The 23,122-nt window shown below is 52.3% G+C and carries 13 protein-coding genes; 3 read left to right on the forward strand and 10 right to left on the reverse strand.

Features of this window, described 5'->3' with window-relative positions:
* Positions 1–165: 165 nt before the first annotated feature.
* The 10 genes from ATO67_RS19055 to ATO67_RS19100 all read right to left on the reverse strand — a co-directional run bounded on the left by ATO67_RS19055 (position 166) and on the right by ATO67_RS19100 (position 18,061).
* Entirely contained in the window at positions 166–1,449 is a 1,284-nt protein-coding gene (locus ATO67_RS19055) for a KpsE/RkpR family capsule polysaccharide export protein (RefSeq protein WP_245304031.1), read from the reverse strand.
* A gap of 38 nt (positions 1,450–1,487) precedes the next feature.
* The gene (locus tag ATO67_RS19060; RefSeq protein WP_067652903.1) at positions 1,488–2,141 is read right to left on the reverse strand and encodes an ABC transporter ATP-binding protein; all 654 of its coding nucleotides are present in this window, start codon (positions 2,139–2,141) and stop codon (positions 1,488–1,490) included.
* 1 nt (position 2,142) lies between these two features.
* A complete protein-coding gene (locus ATO67_RS19065; protein WP_067652906.1) occupies positions 2,143–3,396 on the reverse strand; it encodes a KpsE/RkpR family capsule polysaccharide export protein in 1,254 nt (417 codons plus the stop codon).
* A gap of 19 nt (positions 3,397–3,415) precedes the next feature.
* Complete coding sequence (locus tag ATO67_RS19070; protein ID WP_067652908.1) at positions 3,416–4,447, reverse strand: hypothetical protein; 1,032 nt, start codon at positions 4,445–4,447, stop codon at positions 3,416–3,418.
* 27 nt (positions 4,448–4,474) lie between these two features.
* Positions 4,475–5,374 carry a class I SAM-dependent methyltransferase gene (locus ATO67_RS19075; RefSeq protein ID WP_245304032.1) on the reverse strand — a complete coding sequence of 300 codons (900 nt, stop codon included), beginning with the start codon at positions 5,372–5,374 and terminating at the stop codon, positions 4,475–4,477.
* A 124-nt stretch (positions 5,375–5,498) separates the two neighbouring features.
* Complete coding sequence (locus tag ATO67_RS19080) at positions 5,499–6,782, reverse strand: capsule biosynthesis protein (RefSeq protein ID WP_067652910.1); 1,284 nt, start codon at positions 6,780–6,782, stop codon at positions 5,499–5,501.
* Positions 6,779–8,371 carry an LTA synthase family protein gene (locus ATO67_RS19085; RefSeq protein WP_067652912.1) on the reverse strand — a complete coding sequence of 531 codons (1,593 nt, stop codon included), beginning with the start codon at positions 8,369–8,371 and terminating at the stop codon, positions 6,779–6,781. Before ATO67_RS19085 ends, ATO67_RS19080 begins: the two co-directional genes overlap by 4 nt.
* 14 nt (positions 8,372–8,385) lie before the next feature.
* Complete coding sequence (locus ATO67_RS19090) at positions 8,386–9,174, reverse strand: SDR family NAD(P)-dependent oxidoreductase (protein ID WP_067652914.1); 789 nt, start codon at positions 9,172–9,174, stop codon at positions 8,386–8,388.
* 27 nt (positions 9,175–9,201) lie between these two features.
* On the reverse strand, positions 9,202–10,602 hold the full coding sequence (locus ATO67_RS19095) for an aminotransferase class I/II-fold pyridoxal phosphate-dependent enzyme (protein ID WP_067652916.1): 1,401 nt from the start codon (positions 10,600–10,602) through the stop codon (positions 9,202–9,204).
* Entirely contained in the window at positions 10,595–18,061 is a 7,467-nt protein-coding gene (locus ATO67_RS19100; protein WP_067652918.1) for a type I polyketide synthase, read from the reverse strand. The genes ATO67_RS19095 and ATO67_RS19100 overlap by 8 nt, the downstream gene beginning before the upstream one ends.
* 301 nt (positions 18,062–18,362) lie before the next feature.
* Here ATO67_RS19100 and ATO67_RS19105 point away from each other — a divergent pair, with 301 nt between their 5' ends.
* The 3 genes from ATO67_RS19105 (at position 18,363) to ATO67_RS19120 (ending at position 23,065) form a co-directional block, all read left to right on the forward strand.
* Positions 18,363–19,538: a polysaccharide biosynthesis/export family protein gene (locus ATO67_RS19105; protein WP_067652921.1), complete on the forward strand. Its 1,176-nt coding sequence runs from the start codon at positions 18,363–18,365 to the stop codon at positions 19,536–19,538.
* A gap of 465 nt (positions 19,539–20,003) precedes the next feature.
* Complete coding sequence (locus ATO67_RS19115; protein WP_158667376.1) at positions 20,004–21,941, forward strand: glycosyltransferase family 2 protein; 1,938 nt, start codon at positions 20,004–20,006, stop codon at positions 21,939–21,941.
* A gap of 44 nt (positions 21,942–21,985) precedes the next feature.
* Complete coding sequence (locus ATO67_RS19120; protein WP_067652927.1) at positions 21,986–23,065, forward strand: glycosyltransferase family protein; 1,080 nt, start codon at positions 21,986–21,988, stop codon at positions 23,063–23,065.
* The last annotated feature ends 57 nt before the right edge of the window (positions 23,066–23,122 follow it).

A 23,122-nucleotide genomic window follows, 5' to 3' on the forward strand; every position in this document is an offset into this window, starting at 1 on the left:
TTCCGTTTTTCTAAAATCGCACTTAAAACTGTGGACCGTGGAGTATTCTTAGTCCTACCCATCGCACTCGTACCTATTCAAACAACAGCTCTTTTGGGATTTAGAAGTCGAGTAAATCGTGAAGCACCACCAGTGCGACTGCTCCATTGTAAATTCCTCATAAGATCAATCCGCAAGTCGGCTTCTCACTAAATAGGAAATTCCAATCGCACCACCCCAAGACAAAACGCTGCCGATGACGACGACAATGAACCATAATCCCGATTTGGGATAAGTTGCCTTATCAGGCACCCTTGGGTCGAGGAAGCTCTCGAGGTACATCAGTTGCTGTTGGCTTGTGAATCTGACCTGTTCCAACGTTTTGGCGCTTGAAGCAAACTGAAGTTCAGAAAGGTTCTGCGCTAGTTGTAGTTGAGCTAACTCCTGTGAAACATCCGCCAGATTCGGCTCACCGCTAGCCAACTTCCTCCCAGCAAGCTGCCTCTTCAGGTCTTCGACTTGTTTTTCTGTGCTTTCTATTTCCCGCTTTAAAACCTTCATTTGCGGCGCGGAAATTGACACATTCGAGAGTTGGGCTTCCATTCGCCCCTGAAGTTGAAGCCTTCTCCCCTCGAGATTGACAATAAGTTGATTTACCAAATCGGCGCTGCTTTCCACCGATATTAATGAATTTCTATTGCGAGCACTTGTTATACCCGCGCGTGCACCCTCAAGCTGTGCAGCGGCGTGCTTTAGATTTTCCTCTGCGGTACTAATAACATCTTTCCAAATTCGAACATTAACATCATTCACAACGGCTTCCGATGCAGAAAGCACATGTTGCAAAATCAAAGAGGCATCATAAGCCGTGAAGGCCCTCACCTTCACAGAAACGATCCCGCTTCCAGGGCTGACGGAAACTTTCGTCATACGCCTCCAATATTCGGTCATCTCCTCAATACTGGCGTTGCGTTGCAACCGTGCCCACAAATCTATATGCTCGTTTCCGAAAATTTCCTTGACGCTTACACCTCTAGTTTCAAGAGCCTTGACCATTTCGTAGCTCTGGATGTAATTAACGACGATCATCGTATCCTGAGCAATTTTTGCAGATGGTATTCCTGTAACGCTAGCCAGTTGGTCTTTACCCAATGCAGACGTCGAAGAACGAACGGTGAAACGCGCCTCAGACTCGAATTGATCTGACGCAAAATAACCGAGATATATCGCTGAAGACGCAATCGGCAAAAAAAGAAGTCCAAACGTCAAACAGATAAAAAGTGAGTAAAATAATCTGTCTGCAACGCGGGGCCGTAGACCTACCGCTTTGAACAAGACGCTTCGTGAAGAAGTACTAAACCGAAGTTTTCTCGCTGAGAATGCGAGTTCTTTAGACACTTGTTTGCTGGCAGCCAGACCTTTCAGTCTCTGTTGCTCCATTCTCCCGCCCTGATGTGGCGTGTCGGTCATTCTGCTGCTTCCCGATCTACCGCTCGATGGCGGAACTTCTATCGATTGAGTCTATAGTACGCTTCTATCGCGTGTTCGACGTCATCATAAAATATCATCCTGCCGTCAACGAGTAAGTAACATTTGTCGCAGTAGCTGTGGATAGTGCTCATTCCGTGCGAAATCATGATCAAGTCAGAATTCTTACGTCGACTTTCAAATTCGTCCTTGCACCTCTGCTGAAATCTAGCGTCACCGACCGCAGTGATTTCATCAACTAGGTAACAGTCGAATTCGATTGCCATAGAAAGGCCAAAAGCTAACCGAGCAGCCATACCGGAAGAGTAGGTTCGAAATGGCGCATTTATGTAATCACCCAGTTCCGCAAAATCCTCCACGAAACTGGATACTCGTTTTACATTTTCACCGTACGCCCTAGCAACAAAGTTAAGGTTCTCTTTACCAGTCATCTGACCACTAAAACCACCAGCAAATCCGAGCGGCCAAGACACGCGTAGATCTTTTTTTATGACGCCAGAGTTCGGCAAAATGGTTCCCGCAATCATCTTCATTGTGGTCGATTTTCCGGCACCGTTAACACCAAGTATCCCATAAGAATGACCGGACTTAAATTCAAGGCTGACACCCTGCAGAATTACTTTCTTGTGGCTCTTAGTCTTGAAATATTTGGAAACGTTCTCAAATTTGATCATTTCAGTGCCTGTGATCTTCTACAGACGCATAGGCGAGAAGAAGAGTTGACCAGAGGACCAGCAGACCAATAAATATCAGGAGAGGAGAAGCTATACGACGAGGATAAAGGGCTTCCTCTGGAAGAGAGGGCCTCACAAAAATGGTTAAGTAAACCCCTTTGCGCGCACTAGCAGCCAATGCCTGATCATAATTTCGACGAGAGGATTCATAAAGTCGCTCTGCGACCATTCTATCTGTTTCTAGTCCAGTAAACTTGCCCATAATATTCGATAGAGAACTACCTTCGCTTCCCGTTAGTCCACCACGCAATTCCGAAATCTGCTGATTTAAACTGTCTCTTGAAAGAGCAAGTTGCCTGTAACTAGGCGAGTCAGTACCTGCAGACTGCTGAAGCACAAATAACTTATCCTCAATACCAAGTTTACGTGTCAAAAGATCGGACAAAAGCGCTCCAGTCTGCTGTGCTTGGGCCGTTGGGCTAAAAACCCCAATCTCCTGCTGAAAACTCTGGAGGTTCGTCAGCGATTTGCGGTAAAGACTGTTAGTGCGATCCACTTCCTTTCTAAACCCAGCAAGCATGTCAGAGCGTGCGCGATCTGAAAGCTCATTAACCAATTGCTCACTCTCGTTTAAGAGGGCATCGGCCAGTGTCACCGCGTCTAAAGGAACAAACGCTCGAACTGAAATGGTAACTATTCCAGACGGCCCGTCAACGTAAGCAGAAACATGTTTACTCCAATATTGGAGAAATTCCTCTTGGCTACCTTCAGCATCGAAACGTGAATAGTAATCGACATTATCATACTGAAAAATTCGTCTATAGTCGACTTCACCATCCAACCGCCTTAATATTTCTGATGACTGTATAAAACTGGTCACTATATATGCGTCTTGACCTGAAGCATTCATGCTGACCGAACCAGTATCAACCGAAGCGCTAGCTCCATCATCCACCACTGATCTAACCGCGAACCTCGCTTCAGCAACAAATTGGTCAGAAGCAATGAAAGTAAAGTAAAGTAGCCCAATGAAACTTGGTACAAGTACAAGAATGCAAAATGAAATTATTTTCCATGGTGGCGCTCCAGGAACCTCATTCTCGGCATACTTTGGCGCAATCCGTTCTTTGGTTTTAAATGCCAGATATTTTTTTTTGTTACCGTAGAATGTGAGCCAACGGTTACGTTTCTCGTTTGTCTCCAGCTTGACGTCCGGCGTCAGCGTTTCTGCATCTGAAGTCGTCAGTGTTTTCATACGAATCTCTATAACATCGTTAAGTGTGTCTCTTGATCGCTTCTCGTAGATAGTGGTCCAGAATAAGGTCTTCCTCAATAAACGTTTCGGCAACGGGAAACGTGCGCAGTCGATCCGCTAATTTCTCCAAAGCAGGGTGAATGGCCGATATGGGAATATTTTCCTCTTTAACACCCAAGAGCTCGCTTAAAGATCGTTGATAATGCCGGTGGTATCCATATCCAACAATTGTAAATCGGGACATCAGGTTAATCGCAGCCGCAACATCTCGCCTCGTTACACGTTGCTCAAGTGACGTTGATACCAACTGTTTTGTAACCGGAGAAGACAAGCCCTCACGCACTCTATCACCCCCCGTTTTTAACGCCTGAATTATCGCTCGGTCATCATCAAGGTTGACATCAGAAAAATGCTCGGCGACGGGAGCAAGATTTAATTTGTCTCGATCACCAAGAAACGTAATCTGCCCGCGAGACAAGCCTTTCAGGGTAAGCAATCTACAAGCCATTTCATAGTAAGGCTCAGAGAAACTAGCCGCAACTTCAAATCCTTTATCAAGAAATTCTTCGTAATTTCTCAGAAACAGTCGACCACTAATGAATATAGATTCCACGGCATTCAGGTGGAAAGCCTGCAATGTCGTCTCATGGCCGAAACGTTCTACGGCTGATATGGCGTATTGGAAGAGCTCTCCACAGTACGAATCCAGCTTAGGTTGCGGTACTATACTCATATCAAGACGTAACAGCTTCATGTTACGTACATCGTCCGCGACCCGTCTGTAGATAAGTAAGCCGGTTTTCGCGTCTCTAATGGTCAGTCGACTTTGACTTTCTATATCCTCGATCATCGTTTTATCGATTACAAAGCCCACCAAACCTGTTTCATGTCGGCCGGACTGCTTGACGGCCAACCGCTCGTGGATGCAAGGGAGAAACAATTCGGTTCCGTCGTCCTTGGTTACCACAATAGACGCGGTCTCGGAGAACCCATCTGGGATCATATACCCTTCAACAATATCGCCGCGATCAAACTCGAGATTGAATAGCACTGCTGGTCCTTTATGAAGAACGCGGAACTACACGCGGCGCGCTAGCAAGGAAAAACACGGCCCCCCAGGATGGGTCGGATCCTCAGCTTGAATGGTGACAGAATTGTAACCGATGTGCCGTATTAGCTCAATTATTTCGTTCTTTTCCAACCAGTAGTGGCGATCCTTCATTCCCCCACAAAATGACGCATTCTCTTGCGCACTTTGGTAACTCCGCTCGAAATAACGCATCTCCATGCCGGCCACATCACGCACCTCAACGCGCCCACTAAAAGGTGCGCGGCGTACATCTGCTCTGGGCATTTCTTCCTCGTGAAAATAGTGCGTCCAGATAAATACTGCATCAACCCGTAAAGCCAAAAGGCGTAAGAATTCGCCCGGGTCTGGCATATGATATAGAACACCTGATGCAAGCCCGAAATCGTATCGCTGATCGTAGGTCGTCAGCCACTCCTTTATATCCCCAAGATGGAACGCGGCCTTATCGATATTGAGTATCTCTTTTGTCACGAGGCAACGGAAATAGCACGATTTATTCGCCTCAATCGCATCGATCCTTGCAGGTCTTTGCTGATTCAAAATGTAGGTGTGCATACCTTCTAGCGGTCCAACTTCGAGTACCCGTTTCCCCTCTATCGAACCATATGCCGCCAGAGCGTCCTTAATCCGTCCATCAACAAATAGCGGAGTGCTCCCACCTCGGACACCGCTTTCTGGCGGAAAGGCCGATGTCCAACCCGGAATAGCATCAACCGCATTTTGCGAGGTCGGAAGACGGTCTTCATATTCAGCAAATGACTCATCCATCTGCGCAACACGCAGCGATTGGCCTTTTGCAGTGAACCGATTTAAAAGCCGCAGCGAGACTTTCCATACCTTTTTCTTCAGGAGAGCCAGTTGTTCAGAGTGTAACCAGATATCTCTCAAAATTAATCCTCGAATGTCATCTGTGGGAAGTTCAACTGATTAAAGGCAGCATAGTCCTATTGATCAACGACGTAATTTGTCAGCCATAATTGGATTGCCGTGTAGCTGGTTTGCTAGACAAACGCTACGGGAATAAACCACCAACAGCTTTGGGAAATTTTGTCCGGTTAGGGCTTGGCTTCAATGGAGCAGGAAAATTCACATTCCGATTTAGTACCCTATCCGCTATTGCTTTTGCACCAGCGTCGGCACCTTTCCGGGAGTAGAAATTGCCCCGCACCTGCACCGCAGCTGCCAACAAACGAACAAAAGCTGAAACGAGCACGCCATTTGGCTTGTCCGGCGCATTCCAGAACTCATCCAACGTCTTTTGGTCACTCAAGCCAGGAACATCATAGATCGCTCCCCCGAGAACTTTAGTAGGAACACCATACATCAACCCAGGTAGCGCAGCGGATGAATTCACAGTGACAATACCCGTCGCATCCTTCATCAAAACTGCCAGATCACCACCCTCGATGTAAGTTACTCGATCCTTTATCTCACATTTAAGGCTGAGCTCTTCGATAAGCTTCCTCCACGAAATAAGCCCATTGTCCAACGGATGCAGTTTGATGATCAAGCGGTGTGAGGTGTTCGCATGTCTTGCGAAAGATGTTATAACTTCAGAAATCGCATCCCGCTGGCTCTTAAAGCGCGAGTGGGCGCGTAGTTGATAATCTGTCTCGAGCTGTAACGGATATACAAAGCGAGGGTGCAAACTGCTTACCAGGTCTCTCACTTTTCTACCTGCGTCTCTCTCCCTGCTCTTTTGAGTGGCCAAGCGAACTATCCATCCAGCATATTCCGCCAGCGGGTGAAATATCCCGTGAAATCTGTATCGTGGATAGAGAAATCCCAGAAAGACAGACGGCAGATAATAGGTCAGATCAGCCAGCGCCTCGCTTAGGAACGTGTGCGAATATTTCCGCGTCCAGTCCGGCTCGGGTAAATCTGCGGCTGCTTTGAAGATCACGTCCGGATCGTTCGGAAACCGAGAATTGGATGACATGCCATCCAGTTCAACGGTCACCCAGTCAGGCCTCAGATAGCCCATCTCGATAACGACGACTTCGAGACCACGTTCCTTGGCCGCGCGCACTGCCTCCTTATGGTAGGGACGCTCTTCGCCAAGCAGGATGATGGTGCCGATGTTACGATCGTCCATGAACGACCGGATATAGCTGCCCCACTTTTCGAGGCTGCCGCGGTAATTGGATGCCCCGCCACGCCGCCAAAAAATCTGGTCTCCGACGTTGAGATTGATGCGATAGCACGCCCGGCCTGCGCGGGTGAGATGCTGTGCAATCTTTGCAAATAGAGGCGAGGAAGGGCCTTGTAGAAATAGGAATGCCCTTTCGCTGCTCATTTAAACCGCTCCTTATAGAGATGGGCATGCCACAGGAGTGTTTCGAACAGGGTCCATGGCGCTTCAATGCGTGAGGGCGTAGACTTGTGCTGTTCTTGCTTGGCTTTTGCCAATGGAACGATAAAATAATCCGTTCTTGGATCTGGGAAAGGGTCGGCGTAGCGTTTCAGCAGCGGGGCATGATCACCATAGAACGCAAGCCATACAGGACGGTCGTACTTGTCCAGTTCATCTATCAGATAAGCCAAGGCCTCGTCCGCTTTGCGCAGGAGCTCTTTATAGATATCGACCGGGTCGGTCAGCTCCTCGCATCGACCTGGCTCCCACGGTCCGTGATTTGCCATGGACGCTACAAAAAGCAACGCGGATTGCCTTTTGTCGACCTTGTCTGCAATATGCAAAACTTTCTGGGTCAGACGCATATCGGAAACATAGGCGCCATCTCTCTCCAGGACATGATCGAAATCATCCAGCATCGTCATTTCGCTGAAGCCGAGTATCGGCATGGCTTTGTGCCGCAGAAAAAATGTCCGGTCATAGGGGTGTATGAAATGGGTGAGCCAACCGGCCTTGCGTAATTTGTTTGGCCAGACGACGTCGGCATAATGGGACGCCCTAAGATAGGGGTAGCTGGCATCGGCGTGTACGTCGGCAGGCTGAAGACCGCTCAGGACGGCGAATTCGGTACGAAGCGTGTAACCACCCTCAAACACCGTGGTCATACGCCCCCATTGCGCCGCACGCTCCTTTAATAAATCGATGGTCGGCAACTCAATATCCTGATCGCCCGAATTTCTGAGATCCATGAAGGACTCGGATTGCCAGACAATCAACAACGGCGCGTCGTGGTTCGGCTCACCGAGCATGTCGTGGATGACGCTTTGCAAGCCTTGGGCGATCTCCTCGATGATAGCGTCGCGTTTCATACCAAGCCACATCATGAAATGATAGCTGACGGAGGAGAACGTCCCGAAGCGGGTTGTATTGGATTTCACGTTGAGTGTCGTCAAGAGCCGCTGCGAAACCGTGGCCGCCAGATGTCCGACAGGTTTTACAAACAGTAGCAGAACAGACAAAGTTGGAACAAGGATGCCAACCATGATCCAAAGTGGCGTGTAGCTCTCCGGAATGATGGCTGGTTCAAAAACCATGAAAAGCGCTGTTACGCCAAAGACATAACCGAGTGCGATGATCCAAAACACGATATTGAGATTGGTGGCATAAAAGATCGACTTGTATTTGAAAACGTCCACCACCAGTGCAATATCTGAAAACACCAGCGGTTCGCGAATGAAGATGTATTTCGCGCGCGAAATGCCCGTGAAGATCACAAAAAAACTGATCGTACCTAGGCAGCAATAGAGTGGCCGCCAGGAGATGGCAAAAAAGATCGAGAACACGAAAAGAATGATCGGCAGCCGCATGACATGCTCGACCAGCACCCGTCCCCAGCCATGCGGCAGGCGACTTTGCCGTCTTGCCGACTGTGGCATTGCAAATGGATCTGTCAAATAAACGACAAGCGCAGCGACGATGAATGAGGCGGCTGTCAGCGTGATCGGATGATCATCATGTATAAACATATCCATGAAGCCCTGTTAAACTAAGGTGTCAGGCGCGCAAGCCGCCAGAACATGACCGGCTTTATGAAGGCCGAAAAACACGATAAAAGTTTCAACGTGAGGCCAAAATGGACCTGTCGTTTTCCTCTTTCCGTACCATCCACCAGCAATTGCGCCACCGCCTGCGGCTTCCAGGGACGCACTGCCCCCATCAGGACCTGGGCCGCTGGCGGACGAAGGCCGATTTCACGCTCATATTGTGGCGTCAATGTATCCGGCGGGTAGCAGATTGAGACCGACACACCATAACTCTGGGCTTCGAGCCTCAACGCTTCTGCAAAACCTGTGAGCGCCGACTTCGACGCGCAGTAAGCGCTATAGGCCGGAATCCCAATGAGGGCTGCACCGGACGATATCAGCATGATACGCCCGCCTCGCCTTTGTCTCATTCCGGCAAGGACGGCTCTAACGGCGTAGACAGTGCCAAAGAAATTTACAGCCAGCTGGGCGTCAAAAATGTCCGAAGACTGTGCGTCGAAAAACTGTGGCTCGACTCGGCCAGCCGAAGTGACCAACACATCACATGGTCCATGTGCGGCTTCCGCAGCGATAACGGCTGCACGCATTTCAGTCTCGTTGCAGACATCGACGGTAACAAGAAGGATAGCATCCTGAGTTGCCGTATTGGCCTTGAGTAGCTCCTCGCGGGCGTCTTGCAGAATATCGGCCCTGCGTGCCATCAAGGAAACTCGATACCCTTTGGCAAGATATATACGGGCGACTTCAAGCCCTATCCCGCTTGATCCGCCTGTTATGATGAGGTGAGCCATAAATTCGTTTCCAAAGCTGTCGCGTCCCTACATGAAGAGCTTTGCGACCTGCTGCATATCGAGAGAACTTAAACCGACATTTCGTTGCGTCAAATCCTGCAATATTTCATCCGTCAGTTTTACAGCCTGCGCAATCTGCTCGGGCGTGTGGTCGCTCGTCAAGAAAAACCGAAGGCGGGCCATGCCTTCCTGCACAGCAGGATAGATGATGGGCAGCGCGTTGATACCCGCTTTCAGAAGATCGTTCGACAGTTGTACGGCGCGCAGGGAATCACCCACGATCACCGGTACCACAGAGTAGCCTTCGCTAGGCCCGGTATCGAGGCCCGCCTGCTGGGCAAGCTGGAGAAAAAATTTACCGTTTCGACGGAGTGACGCCACGCGTTCCGGTTCGTTTTCCAGAACTAGAAGGCTTGCATGCGCCGCACTTGCCAATGCCGGGGCAAGTCCAACACTGTAAACGAAGCCACCAGCCTGCGCCTTCAATATCTCGATCAGTGGAAGACTTCCGGCAATATAGCCGCCGCAACTAGAAGCCGTTTTAGACAAGGTACCCATCCAGATATCGACGCTGGAAGAGTCTATGCCAAAATGCTCGAACGTGCCTCGGCCCGTCTCACCCAGAACTCCAAGCGCGTGAGCTTCATCTACCATCAGCCAGAAGCCAAATTTTGACCTCAAGCGGACCAATTCCGGAAGATTGGCGATATCACCATCCATCGAATACACACCTTCGACGATCACGAGAATGCGGTCGAAATCTCCTTCGATACTGGACAGGATTTTCTCTAGATCTGCAGGATCGTTATGCCGGAAGAAACGACGTGACGCACCTGAGAGTTTGACGCCTGACAGAACGCTGTTGTGGATCAGCTCGTCGTGGATGACGAGGTCTTTTGGACCGACGACGCAACTGATAATGGTGGAATTGGTAAGGTATCCGCTCACAAAACATACAGCAGCCTCTGTGCCATAGACGGACGCGAGCTTCTGCTCGAGAATGGCATGCAAGGGCCGCTCGCCCGCAACAAGGCGGCTGGCAGATGCGGAAATTCCGTAAGCACTGATGGCGACCGTGGCTGCCTTCAGGACTTCAGGATGTGTATTTGCACTAATATAGTCATAGGATGCGAAGTTGATAAGCTCCCGACCATCTATCCGGGTGGTCGCACCTGCGGCACCCTGGTGGGACCGGTAAAACGGGTTATCGACACCCGCGAGATCGCTGATCGCTTTTTGCGCGATGATTTTCTTGTATTCCGGCAGTTCATCGAAGCGCTTCGGCAGCTTTACGCGCTCGGGCGAGCGTCGGTTGATGCGTGCCATGCGGTTCTGACCCGTCGCGCTCTGACGCTCGCGTAGCACACCGACAAAGGCAGACTCAGACGTCTCATCAAGCCGATCGTTTTGATCTTTGTTGTCAACCATTGTGACCGATCTTCCTGTCCGAGACTGCCGCCGTATGTTTATCGGTGAGCTGTTCCATCAGCGATGTGCCGGTCACAGCATCGTCTGCGTCATCGGAATTATCATTGGCGGTCACTTTTTCATACAGCTTTTGTACGATGTCACCAACGGTCGCACCGTCCCCCATGCCTGACAGCGGGATATCGATGCCTGTTTTCTGTTGGAAACCAACGCCCAGTTCCATCGCCATGAGACTGTCCAGACCGATGTCCTTCAACACCTTTTCGGCTTTGACACTATCTTCCGCAACTTTGAGGATCGCCGCAATTTCTCCTGCGAGGAAGCCATGCAAAATGGCATGCGCTTCTTCATCCGACTTGCCAGCCACCAGCGCGGCCAGGTCGATCTGATCACCGTCGCCGCCGGAGGTCCCGCCTGCGGCGTTGCGTGGAATGGCGGAAAAGAGCGGTTGCGATGTAATCGGCAGTGCCGAGGCGCTGGTCCAGTCCAATTCCGCGATCATGACCGCAGCCTGATCGACCGCGCCCGTATCATTCACAATGACGCGTTCGACAAAGCCAAGGGCGCCGCGCGCCTTGAGGGCTGTTTTTCCGAGACGGCGAGACAGGATATCGCTGACATTGGTGTTGCGCGTCAAAAAGCCGACATCGCCGATCGCGCCAAATCCAATAGCAAGTGCAGGCAGCCCGGCACGCCGACGTCCGCGCGCCAGACCTTCGAGATAACCGTTTGCAGCGACGTAGTTGCCCTGACCGGGATTGCCGATCATCGTTGTCGCTGACGAGAAGAGAAGAAAGAGGTCAAGCTCGTCCGAGCGCGTCATACGATCAAGATTGCTGGCGCCAATTGCCTTGACCTCGATCACGGCGCGATTTTTCTCGCGGTCGAGGTTGGAAATCAGTCCGTCATTCAGCACCATGGCAGCATGAACGACGCCTTTGAGAGGACCGTATGACCGCAACTCTGTCAGTAATGAATTTAACGACGCTTCAACGGTCACATCACATGCGTGAACGGTGGCCTTAATGCCGGATGGTTTCCAGGCGGCAATGGCATCCAACGTTTCACGATCTGCGACACCACCGCGCGTGCAGAGCGCGACATGGTTGGCACCACGGCTGACGAGCCATTTTGCTGTTTCGAGACCGAACCCGCCGATACCGCCGACGACAAGATAAACACCGGACGACAGCTTGAGCACCTCATTAGAGAACAGCTGCACATGATCCTGGCCCTGAACAGGCGGGCGCACAACGATCTTGCCGATGTGACCTGCATTCTGCATCAGACGGAACGCAGCACCCGTCTCATCATAATTGAAGGCGCGATAGGGCAACGGCGTGAGTTTTCGTTCCGAAAACAATGTCCCGATTTCGGCAAAAATACGACGTGTCAGGTCAGGGGCTTTGACAAGCAACTGGTCGGCATCGATCCCGAAATAGGAGATGTTACGGCGAAATGGCCGCAGCGCGAGCTTACGGTCCGAATAGTAGTCGCGTTTGCCGAGTTCCAGAAAACGACCGAATGGCTTGACGAGTTCGAAACTGCGCTCCATCGCCTCGGCAAAGAGAGAATTCAGCACAAGCTCAACACCCTCCCCGTCCGTCACACGCAGGACGTCGCCCACGAAAGCAAGCGAGCGTGAATCGAACACATGGTCCGCACCAAGCAACGTAAGGAACCGGCGCTTCTCCACGGTACCGGCCGTTGCAATGACTTTGGCGCCTTTGAGCTTGGCAATCTGCAACGCGGCGAGACCAACGCCGCCGGCTGCACCATGGATCAGGATCGTCTCACCCTGGCGGACACGACCCAGTTCCACCATCGCGTAATATGCCGTCAGAAAAGCGACGGGAACCGTGGCCGCTGCGGCAAGATCGATACCATGCGGCACCTTAGTAACGCCGTCACGGGCAACGACCATATGTGTAGAGAAGGCCTTGGGACCAATACCCATCACGTCATCGCCGATGGAAAGATCGGTCACGGCCGAGCCAATAGCCACGACCGTGCCAGCCATTTCCATTCCGATAGTGGCACCGGCAAAACCATCTTCCAGCGCCTCTTCAGGCAGGAGACCCATCGACCACATTACGTCGCGGAAGTTCAGCCCGGTTGCAGCGACTTTGACGACGATTTCATCTGCGCCGGGAACAGGAACCTTGTCTTGGGTCCAGACGATGCTATCGACGCGCCCGCTGGTTTGTTGCTGAATGGTCGCCGCTTCAAACATTGCCGTTTTCCTGGCAGCATCGGAAACATAGCTTGGCACAGCGCGGACCACCGACAACAGACCGGTCCTTGCGCTGCATACCCACTCCCGCTCAGGACCACCGTAGGCCAGCAGAGACATGACAGCGTCCGACGTCTGCGACGGAGAAAGCGCCGCATCCAACAGGAAGATATCGAGTTCTTCATATTCGTTTTGCAGCACTCTGACGAATGTCCACAAGCCACTTGCATCGGGATCGGACTGATCGGATGCGGCAGGCGATCCGCCAGCCGCGACGACGACCAAACGGACACGCGCACTGCCTTGTCTACGCAAATGAGCGCGTGCTGCTTCCGCAAAGGCGCTCAGTGTTAAAACGGCATCCTGAAGGCCTGCCGCATTAGGGTCTCCTGTGGGAAGAGCAAATATGACAGCAAGCGGATAGGAAAGGCTTGCTGCAAACAGCTGGTCGAATGCTGCGCGCGCTTCGTCGGGCGGGCAGAGCAGAGGTTTTGAGAAACCACCGGACAGGACAGGGCTATCGCCTTCGCTGTGTGTTACCTCGAACACCGATGCGAAAGAGGAGGCGCCGACATGGCCTGTAGCAGCTTTGGTGAATGTCGCAGCCTGTACCAGCAGCAATCCACCCTCGACAGAGTCAGACTGCGCGACAGTAGGCGTACGAAACCCACACTCTTTGAGAAGGTCTTCCCACTGGGTGGTGGATGCAAACAGGCCGGTCGGGAATTCTGCGGTCGTGCTGCCGGAAAACCAGTTTTCCGTGAGGCCGAAAACGAAATCGGACAGAGCCGACGATGAGGTTTCTGCGATCGCGACGCGACCGGCACTGGATGCGGCGGTGCGCAAAACGTCTTTCAAGCCGCTATTCTGACGGAAGTGCCCGTAGAGAGAACCGCTGGCGCTGACGACAACATCCGCCCGATCCAGTTGCGACACGTCATCGGGGGCGAGGCAGTCGACAGACGGATTGCGTTCAAACCCGATTTCAAGCGTGCGCCGCAGATGGTCGGAGGGTTCGACGATGACGAGACGAGCGGCCTTGAGGGCAGCAATATCCGCGAGGCGGTTGCTGAACGCCGTGGAGACGGCACCGGCTTCGACAATCGTGAAGCCATCACCCGGCAGAACATCCGCCAGAGCAGCATGCACCGCATCGATCACCAGCTTTTCGCGACGCCGTCCGAGCGCTGTGTGGTGGCGCACATGGTCGAGGGTCGCGTCACTGAGGAAGGACAACGACTGGACCGGCTCGGAATGCGAGCCTTTTGCCAGGCGCTTGAGCGATTCTCGATAAGCGTTGTTGATCAACACGGTTTCGGCAACGCGTTCTGGGAAACGATGGTAGATTTCGTTCAACAGATCGTTGAGTGGTGGCAGGCCGCTATCAGCCTGGATGGTCCAACCCGTATCGACGAATTGTGCAATTGCAGCATCTTCCAGAGTGTACAAGCTGCTGGAAAGGAAACATTGGAATTCGGTATCACCCGGCAGCGATGACAAGAAAACTGTCTGGTCTTTGCCCGCTAAGAAAAGAGCGATATCGTGACAAGCGCGTTGAACAGCCGCGTCCAGAAGCAGCGTTGCCTCATCCGCCGGCGCCTGGGTCACTTTGGCGAAAAGGCTCGCAGGCAAGGCAGCAACCGCTTGGGACGACGTGTCAGACGAAATCTGCTGTCTTGCAACGGCCTCATAATGGAAAGCGACCGTATCGAGCGTGCTGTGCTGACGCAGCCAGGTACGACGGAAGCGGCAATCGTCCAATGCGGTAACAAGTGTGCCGTCTTCAGCCAAGAGTTCGATACGCGCCTTCAAGCTGTTTGCGCTGAACCTCTGTATCTGGATGATGGCACTGACGATTGGCTGACCGGAGGACGCCGTTCGGACCGTTCCAAACCGCACTGGAATATAAGGCGCGCCATCAATTTCGCCTGTCAGGGTGCCGAACAGTGCGACCAGTCCGTGGAAGGCGGCATCGGTCGATACCGGGTCCATGCCGTAGGTGAGGTATGGATGCACCGGGGAAGCTGCTGGCCGCAGATTGACCAAGATATGCCGGTCACCAAAAACCTCGGCTCGCTCCAGAAGCTGGAAGCACGGTGCGTAGTCCAGACCAAATCGTCGCGCCGTTTCATAAGCTTCCGCAGCGAGAATTGCGTCTGCCTTGCCAAGTGGAACGACATTGAGTTCAGCCTTACGGGAAAGGCCCACGGAACGTCGACTGCGTGCTGTCGCATGGATCGTCCACCCGTCTTCACTCATATATTCGCGAGACGCGATCTCAATCATCCCGGTTTCCGGGGATATCCGGGTCAGAAGCTCTGCCATCCGGTTATCACGCAGTTCGAGCGGTCTGAAAATCTCCAGATTGGTAATTTCCACCTCTGGCGTGCCATAATAACCCCTCGCCGCTTGCACGGCGATTTCGATGAATGCACTTCCCGGCATGATGGATTTCCCATCCACGACATGCCCGGCCAGATCAGGAAAGAGTAGTGCGTCGATATGGTTTTTCCACACAGACGCATTTGGATCGGTGCGCCATCCCAGCAAGGTGTATGGGCCATCGGCGCCATCACGACCGAACACATTGATAGCGTCCGACGTCATATTCGCTCGATAGGTTGCGTTCTCGAACGGCAATGGCGGCAAATCGATGCCGGTGATGCCTCGTGAGCGCCCGTCGACTTCCGCAACCTTTATCCCATGGGAAATACCGCGAAGCGCCGACCGTTCAACCGGATCGATACCATCTGCCAGCCCCGGACGAGCAAGCGTCGGCAAAACTACGGCCGAGGCTGAAAGCTGTTTGGCGGTTTCGGTGACGTAGGCCGACAGAATCGGACGCGGAGAAATCTCCATGAAGACATTACACCCGGCTTCGAGCGCTACATTTACAGCCGTCTCGAATGCAATGGGTTCTCGAACGTTGCGCCACCAATACCTGGCATCCAGTTGCTCTCCACCGATCTCCGCACCGGTGACTGTGGAAATGAATGTCGTGTGTCCGCCCTGAGGCGTAAGCGACGGGATTTCCTGAAGAAAGGCATCTCGTTCTCCGTCGATCACGGGATGGTGGAACGGGTAATTTATATCGAGAATGTGCACGGCATTGCGCGTCGCCTGCGCGGCGGCCTTGAAGCCTTTGATCTCCTCGACCGGACCGGAAATCGTCACCGAATTATGGGCATTTGTGGCTGCGACCATGATATTATGCAGGCCGTGACGCTGCGCAAAGGTCACGGCTGCCGCCTCCGACATCACCACTGCCGCCATCGTGCCCATGCCAGCCAAAGCATGCTGATGCTTGGATCGAATTGATACAACAGTCGTCGCATCTTCGGCACTTAGGATACCGGCGGCATAAGCGGCCGCGACTTCACCTACGGAGTGACCGAAGACGAGATCGGGTTTTACTCCAAAGCTGACCAAGCAATCGGTCAGCGCTGCCTGCACCGCAAAAAGCAAAGGCTGCGCGACGCGCGTATCCCGCAAATGCTGATCAAGGTCATCTGCAAAAAGAAGCGTAGCGATGTCGATCCCAGCGCGCTCAGCGAACAAGTGGCTAAAATGATCAAACCTACTTTTGAACTCGCTGTTCTCGCGATAGGCATCAACGCCCATTCCAGCCCACTGCGAGCCATTCCCGGCATAGACGAATGCCGTTTTGACTGCTTTGCCTGGAACTTCGCCCATCTGCGAGTGGGCCTCGCGCCCATCATACAGATAGGACGACACGGCGTTGGCGATGTCATCGGCACTGTTACCGGCCGCGACGAACCTGTGTTTCAGCATTGAGCGATTGCGTGTTGCAGAAATAATATCTGCTTTTTCTGCATCGGACGATACCGCAAATCGGGCGTCATATTCTTCCAGCAACTTGTGAAGAGCGGACTGCGTGTGCGCAGACAGAGTGAACGTTCCGCCGTCATTTGCGACATTTGCCTTTTCAACTGACGCTGGGTCCGAGATGACGACGTGAACGTTGGTGCCACCAAACCCGAATGAATTGACGCCAGCAAGACGTCGAGCGCCGGTTCGCGCGAGCGCCTGTCCCGACCGATTGACTTCAACGTTCAGATCAACGAAATCAACATTTTCATTGAGGTTTTCGGCATGAAGAGATGCTGGCAAATAGTTATTTTCTAGAGACAAAACTGCTTTAATCAGTCCTAGGACACCTGATGCAGGTTCTGCATGACCGATATTGGACTTGATTGAACCAATGAGCAGCGGCTGCGACCGAACCTTACCCAGAACCGAGCCAATAGCCCAAAGCTCGGCGGGATCGCCAACCTTCGTGCCGGTTCCATGACCTTCGATAAAAGCAAGAGCGTCCGGATCTATCCCTTTGTCATTATATATGGAGCGCAAAAGCTGTGCTTGCGCTTCGCGCGATGGCAGGGAAATACCGTTCGTGCGACCAGAAGAATTCATTCCCGACGCTACCAGTGTGGCACGGCTTCTGCTTGCATCGCTCAAGGTGCGGTCTGTGCGGCGCAGGACAACAGCGCCCGCGCCTTCTGCGCGCACGTAACCTTCGCCGTTTTCACCGTAAGCGCGGCAAAGTCCTTCCGAGGACAGCATGCGGGCTTGCGAAAAGCCGATAAATGAGAAGGGGTGGAGCAACAGATTGACGCCGCCGACAATCGCCGTATCGATTTCACCGTCACATAAAGCACGCTCAGCCTGATGCAGCGCAACTAGCGATGACGAACAAGCTGTATCGATCGTCATACTCGGACCATTTAGTCCGAGGATATGTGAAATTCTGTTGGAGATGATGGATAGCGTGTTGCCCGTCATGAAATGCGGGCCGCCAGACGCTGGATCTTCAACCTGGAGATTGCCATTGTCGAGCGAAGACGCGCCGATATAGACACCGACACGTTCTCTTTGCAGATCGGACTGTGAAACGGATGCATCTTCCAGCGCACGCCACACAGTCTGAAGAAGTAGCCGTTGCTGCGGATCCATATAGGATGCTTCACGTGCCGAGATGCCAAAAACAGCTGGATCAAAATCGTAAACATCTGCCAGAACGCCCGCAGAGAACGTATATGACTTGCCCGGGATGCCGCGCGACGGATGCCAGAAACGCGCCTTGGCCCAACGCTCGTTCGGTATAGCGCTGACGGCACAGACTTCCTGGCGCAGAAGCTCGAAAAGCTCCTCAACATTTTTTGCGGATGGCGCCACACAAGCGCGCCCCAGAATCTCAACCGTCATGCGTTACCACTATTCAATCTTTAACAGCGTGACCAATCTTGCTCAAATGACGATCACGCGATCCACATGTGTATCTTAATCGCCACCACAGGTTCCGGTTCAACAAAAAGCTGTTGGTCCGAACAGAGAAAATGTTAGCAAATCACCCGAACATCGAATACTCCTGCGACCAAGATAGTCTCATGTCAAATATTCTGGTTGCAGAAAAGTTTTTTTATGGACTGTCGGTATGCGTGCCAGTCATCTTTAACACTTTGTTGCTACTTGATGGGTGCGTGCGAATTTGCGTGACGGAGTGACTGTGAAGAAGGCTGGTTTTTTAATGATTGGGCTGGGCCTTACCTCGTGCAACAATTTGCCTGGTGACGGCCCCCTCGCATCAGATGTTGTGGAACAGTCCAGGCAGTCGATCAATCAAACTGGGCAGCGGCAGAACGTTGTCTTCGACATTGTCGACATCGACGTGAATTCGGCTACGCTCATTTCTGCCTTTGACGGAAAGTTACTGCAAAGCAGATTTGGGATTGGCGGCTCCGTTAAGCGTCCCGTCATTGGTATCGGCGATCAGCTGAAAATCACCATATTCGAAGCAGGGTCGGACGGGTTGTTTTCTACCGGCGACTCCAAGCAGACGACATTGGACATCGTCGTTCAGCCAGACGGAAAGGCCGCTATACCCTATGTTGGTCTGGTTACTTTCGCTGGCAAAACATTGGAACAAGCTCGCCAGACCATTCTTGCATCCTTGAAAAGCAAGGCCGTTGAACCTGATGTCATCATTAACAGCGCTGCGACGGCGTCCCGCAATGTCACAGTCTCGGGTGCGGTCAATAGCCCTGCTGTAGTCCCATTGAATCTGGTTGCAGAGACAATCATGGAAGTTATTGCAAAGGCAGGAGGCCCGAGCGCTCAACCCTATGAGAGTTACGTGACGCTGACCCGACAGGGCAAGACCGGGACGGTTTTGTTAAAAACTCTTCTCCAAAATCCGCGTGAGAATGTCTATCTCCAGCCTGGCGACCAGATTTTCGTGACACGTGAACCGCGGACCTTCACTGTACTCGGCTCCGTAAAAAGCAATAGCCGAATTGAATTCGGCGCCAATGACCTGAATTTGCTGGAAGCCGTCGCTTTGGCAGGCGGGGGATCGGCTGACACCAGCGACATGAAGGGCTATTTCGTATTCCGTTATGAAGAACCCGACATCGTCATGGATCTCCTAGGAGCGCAGCGTTTCAACCAACTGGTGGGCAGGGGTATGCGTCCGGATAAACTGGGACGCTACCCAATCGTCTATCGTTTCGACATGACCAAGGCTGGCAGCATGCTGACGGGTCAGAATTTTGATATCAAGGCGAGAGACGTCATATATGCGTCTCGTCATCCATCTGTCGATTTCACCCGATTTGTTACAATCGTCGGGCAGCCTATTGGCATAGTGTCAGGAGGCGCTGGCGTTTACAAAAACTTTAAGTGACTGACCAAGAGAATCATCCCGCTATTCAGCGTCTGGTCTCGGGGCGGACAGGTTTTCATCCATATACGAATGAAAGGCCCATGCCGGAAACGGCGGGATCCCCATCTTGTTGTACCCAGCGTCAGTGAGGTAAAAGTGTCTCACACCATCGCGCTCACGGTAGCGCATGTAGCCCATGTTCATCCCCACATTAATTGCTGGCGTCATGTAGGCTCTCCATGCGATAGCGTGCGCAGGTACACTCTCAGCGCCTGCGTCGTACAACAGCAACAATACGGCTCTCAAGTCATCACCCGTCCATATTGTCTAGCAAAGTCAAAAGCACATCCTAATTGACAAAATCGAGATTTTATTTCGGGAGCGAGTGGTGATGTGACTGTCGTTCCCCAGTCTTGGCGTTAAAGCTTTGCGGTTGCCAGATGTTGATAATCAGGTGGGAAACGACAAACAAACATGTGGCATGAAATGAAAGAACCAGACATTTCGTTGACCGCAAATAACTCCAAAACACCTTATGCCCTTGGCGACATGCCGGTTTCCATCAAAATTGATGCTGCAGGGACCGGGAAAAAACGCGCTTGTCTTGTGAAACTTCACAGGAAAAATCGCATTCCTGAGGTAGTCACCAGATCTGTTCTGCTAGATGAGCAGGGGCGTGGGACGTTCTTCGGCTGGATGCCAGTCGATCTCGAAGCCATTTCCTTACATCTGCCCGACAGCGTTGACAGTCGTGTAACGTTCTCTGCGCGACCGATGAACTATCTTGAGATGGTAATGCGCCTTGCGTGCCACTCGCCGAAAACGATGTGGCAAGCTCTTCGTCTCCTTCAGCGACGAAATATCAGAGGTTTCCAGTTTCGGATTGTTCGTCTTTGCGACAGTTTAAACGAGCCATCCTACCAAAATTGGCGCCAGGTCAATGATATCTCCGGAAAAATGCCCGACTTCAGCAACTGGCTGGAAAGGCCGAACGTCGTCGTCTCCATCATTGGCGATCCAGGGATGGTGGCGAAAACACGCGATTCACTTGCAGCTCAGACATATCCTGACATTCAAGAAGTTCCCGTCGGTCCCGGCGACGGCGATTTCATACTTCAAAACCCAAATTGCTTCTGGATCCGCCTGACTGCTGGAATGGAACTGAGTGCCGACGCCGTCGAGCGGCTTGTTAAGCCCCTCGTCCACGACCCTGGCATAGTCGCTGTTTATTGTGACGAAGACAGAATTGATACGGACGGAAAACGTGTCGACCCATTTTTTAAACCCGCATGGAACCCGCCCTTGGCTCAATCGGGATGGCTTGCACCAGATGGTGCGGCCATCCGTGTAAAGGCTTTGGCTGATATACCCGATTTCGAAAGCATGGATGCGGCCACTTTGCTGTTGGCTGCGTCACACTATGGTAAGATTGGTCACTTGCCTGCCCCCTTGCTTCACCGACGAGACCGGAGGCAGCCTGCCAAAATTTTCTCAGCTGCGTCTCCTGCTGCACCGTCCAAGGTCAGCGTCATTATTCCAACCCGCGATCGGGCAGATCTCCTCTCTGTTTGCCTTGCCGGACTGTTTGAAAAAACAAGAAACGATGGTCTGGACGTTATTGTGATCGACAATGACAGTTGCCAGCCGGATACGTTGCAGCTATTTGCCCGATATGAGAACGCTGGCCTCATTCGGCGCATTCCACTTCCGGGCCCGTTCAACTTCGCGAAAGCCTGCAACATCGGTGTGAACGCGGCAGAACATGACCACATTCTATTACTGAACAACGATGTCGACCCATTGCACCCCGAATGGCTGGACCGGATGATCGTAGAACTTTATGATGGGCGTGTCGGCGCCTGTGGTCCCCTCCTCCTGTTTCGTGATGGTTTCGTACAGCACGCAGGGGTGACACTGGGAGCAGGATCGGTTGCACGCCACAGCTTTCATTTCCGCGACCCTGATGGTGATGAAGACTGCGGGCTTATTTCTCAAAGGCGTGAGATCAGCGCCGTTACCGCCGCATGTCTGTTGACCCGAAAATACCTGTGGATGAACGTCGGCGGAATGAACGAGGGCAAGCTATCCGTGGCCTTCAATGATGTTGATTACTGCCTGAAGCTCGGTGTCTCCGGGAAAAAAATAATCTGGACACCTCATGCGCGTCTGACGCACCTTGAATCGGTTTCGCGTCTCGCAGACGATACGCCTGAAAAACAAAGGCGCTTTGCTGCGGAGGAACAGTATATGCATGAAGAGTGGAGCGAGGTCCTTTTAAACGATCCCCAATACAACCCGAATTTCTCCCTTGCAGCTGGTGATCATGTGCTCGACGTCTTACCCCGAAGTCTTGATGTCAGAACACCAGACATCTGGCGCAATGCCAGTGCCCTTGAACCGGGGCAAAAAGCACCTTCCTTTTAAGTCAACTGCTGTTGCTAAGCCTTATGGCGATCGAACGAGAACTAATGGTACCTTCATCCTGGCGTAACTATCTTACAAAGCTGCTCCCCCATCCTAGCCTTCGCAAAGGAGCGGGGAATGCCTCACGCAAACCAGTTCGCCGGATTTATTTGTTTGGCCGCCATCCCAACCCGACCGCAGACTACTATTTTGAAGGACGATTTGCAGATAGGCCCCAACTTCCTTACATCTTGGTGGATATCAGAGACTGCGACCTTTCCACGCTAAATCCGGACGGCGCACTCATCATCATATGCCGCTATGCCTCTACCAGCGTTTTGAAATGGATAGAGATTAATCAGGGTAGCATTGCAGGCGTCGTGCTGTTTCTGGATGACAGTATACCCGCGATCATCACGGGCGATGATGCGGCCCTGTCTTACCGTCTTTTTCTGTATTATAGGGCCCTCTACCCTCTCAGACGGCTAAACGCCCTTCTTGACGCGATTTGGGTGTCAACACCGACGCTCGGCAACACAATGCTGCAGGTCGCGCCCATCGTTGTACCTCCAGCCCCCCCTGCTCGGCTATGGGAGGTGACAGAGCCAAGAGAAGACGAAGGCAACATTTGCATCGCGTACCATGCGACAGGTGTTCATTATTCAGAGCATCTTTTCCTTCATCCGATTATTAAAGCGATACTCGCACAGCGCCCCCAAGCAAGATTTGAAGTTTTTGCTGGCAAACATGCAGCTAAAATTTGGAGGAATATGGAGCGTGTTGTTGTTCGATCACCGGTCGGTTGGAGCGAGTACCTGGAAGAGTCTTCAAAACGCTCGATCGACATCATGCTCGTTCCGCTTACACCGTCGCTCGTCAACGACTGCAGGTCACCAACGAAGCGGATCGATGTAACCAGGTTTGGCGCCGCAGGCGTATTCTCCATATCCAGGGCATATGGAGGGCGGGAGAATGCTCCCGAGATACTCCTGCCTTACGAAGCCGCGGCCTGGACGGAGAGTATAATCGAATTGATAGATGACACAGATCTAAGAGCAAAGGCGGCTGCGGCAACGCGGGCCAAAGTCGCAGCCATGCAATCAGCAGCGGATGAGCATGAAATTGAGCGACTATTGCGATTGTAAGGCGTTGCCCAGCTCAGTTACCTGGACGTGGTCCCCTGTGCTCGTCGCAGGCGGGCC

Origin of the sequence: Agrobacterium bohemicum (assembly GCF_001562555.1) — a bacterium.
Classification (GTDB): Bacteria; Pseudomonadota; Alphaproteobacteria; order Rhizobiales; family Rhizobiaceae; genus Agrobacterium; species Agrobacterium bohemicum.

What these genes read in the sequence shown, in the direction of transcription:
- ATO67_RS19115 (WP_158667376.1), top strand. Translation starts at nt 20,004, where the DNA reads ATGAAAGAACCAGACATTTCGTTGACCGCAAATAACTCCAAAACACCT.
- ATO67_RS19065 (WP_067652906.1), bottom strand. Translation starts at nt 3,396, where the DNA reads ATGAAAACACTGACGACTTCAGATGCAGAAACGCTGACGCCGGACGTC.
- ATO67_RS19080 (WP_067652910.1), bottom strand. Translation starts at nt 6,782, where the DNA reads ATGAGCAGCGAAAGGGCATTCCTATTTCTACAAGGCCCTTCCTCGCCT.
- ATO67_RS19055 (WP_245304031.1), bottom strand. Translation starts at nt 1,449, where the DNA reads ATGACCGACACGCCACATCAGGGCGGGAGAATGGAGCAACAGAGACTG.
- ATO67_RS19095 (WP_067652916.1), bottom strand. Translation starts at nt 10,602, where the DNA reads ATGGTTGACAACAAAGATCAAAACGATCGGCTTGATGAGACGTCTGAG.
- ATO67_RS19060 (WP_067652903.1), bottom strand. Translation starts at nt 2,141, where the DNA reads ATGATCAAATTTGAGAACGTTTCCAAATATTTCAAGACTAAGAGCCAC.
- ATO67_RS19085 (WP_067652912.1), bottom strand. Translation starts at nt 8,371, where the DNA reads ATGGATATGTTTATACATGATGATCATCCGATCACGCTGACAGCCGCC.
- ATO67_RS19120 (WP_067652927.1), top strand. Translation starts at nt 21,986, where the DNA reads ATGGTACCTTCATCCTGGCGTAACTATCTTACAAAGCTGCTCCCCCAT.
- ATO67_RS19090 (WP_067652914.1), bottom strand. Translation starts at nt 9,174, where the DNA reads ATGGCTCACCTCATCATAACAGGCGGATCAAGCGGGATAGGGCTTGAA.
- ATO67_RS19100 (WP_067652918.1), bottom strand. Translation starts at nt 18,061, where the DNA reads ATGACGGTTGAGATTCTGGGGCGCGCTTGTGTGGCGCCATCCGCAAAA.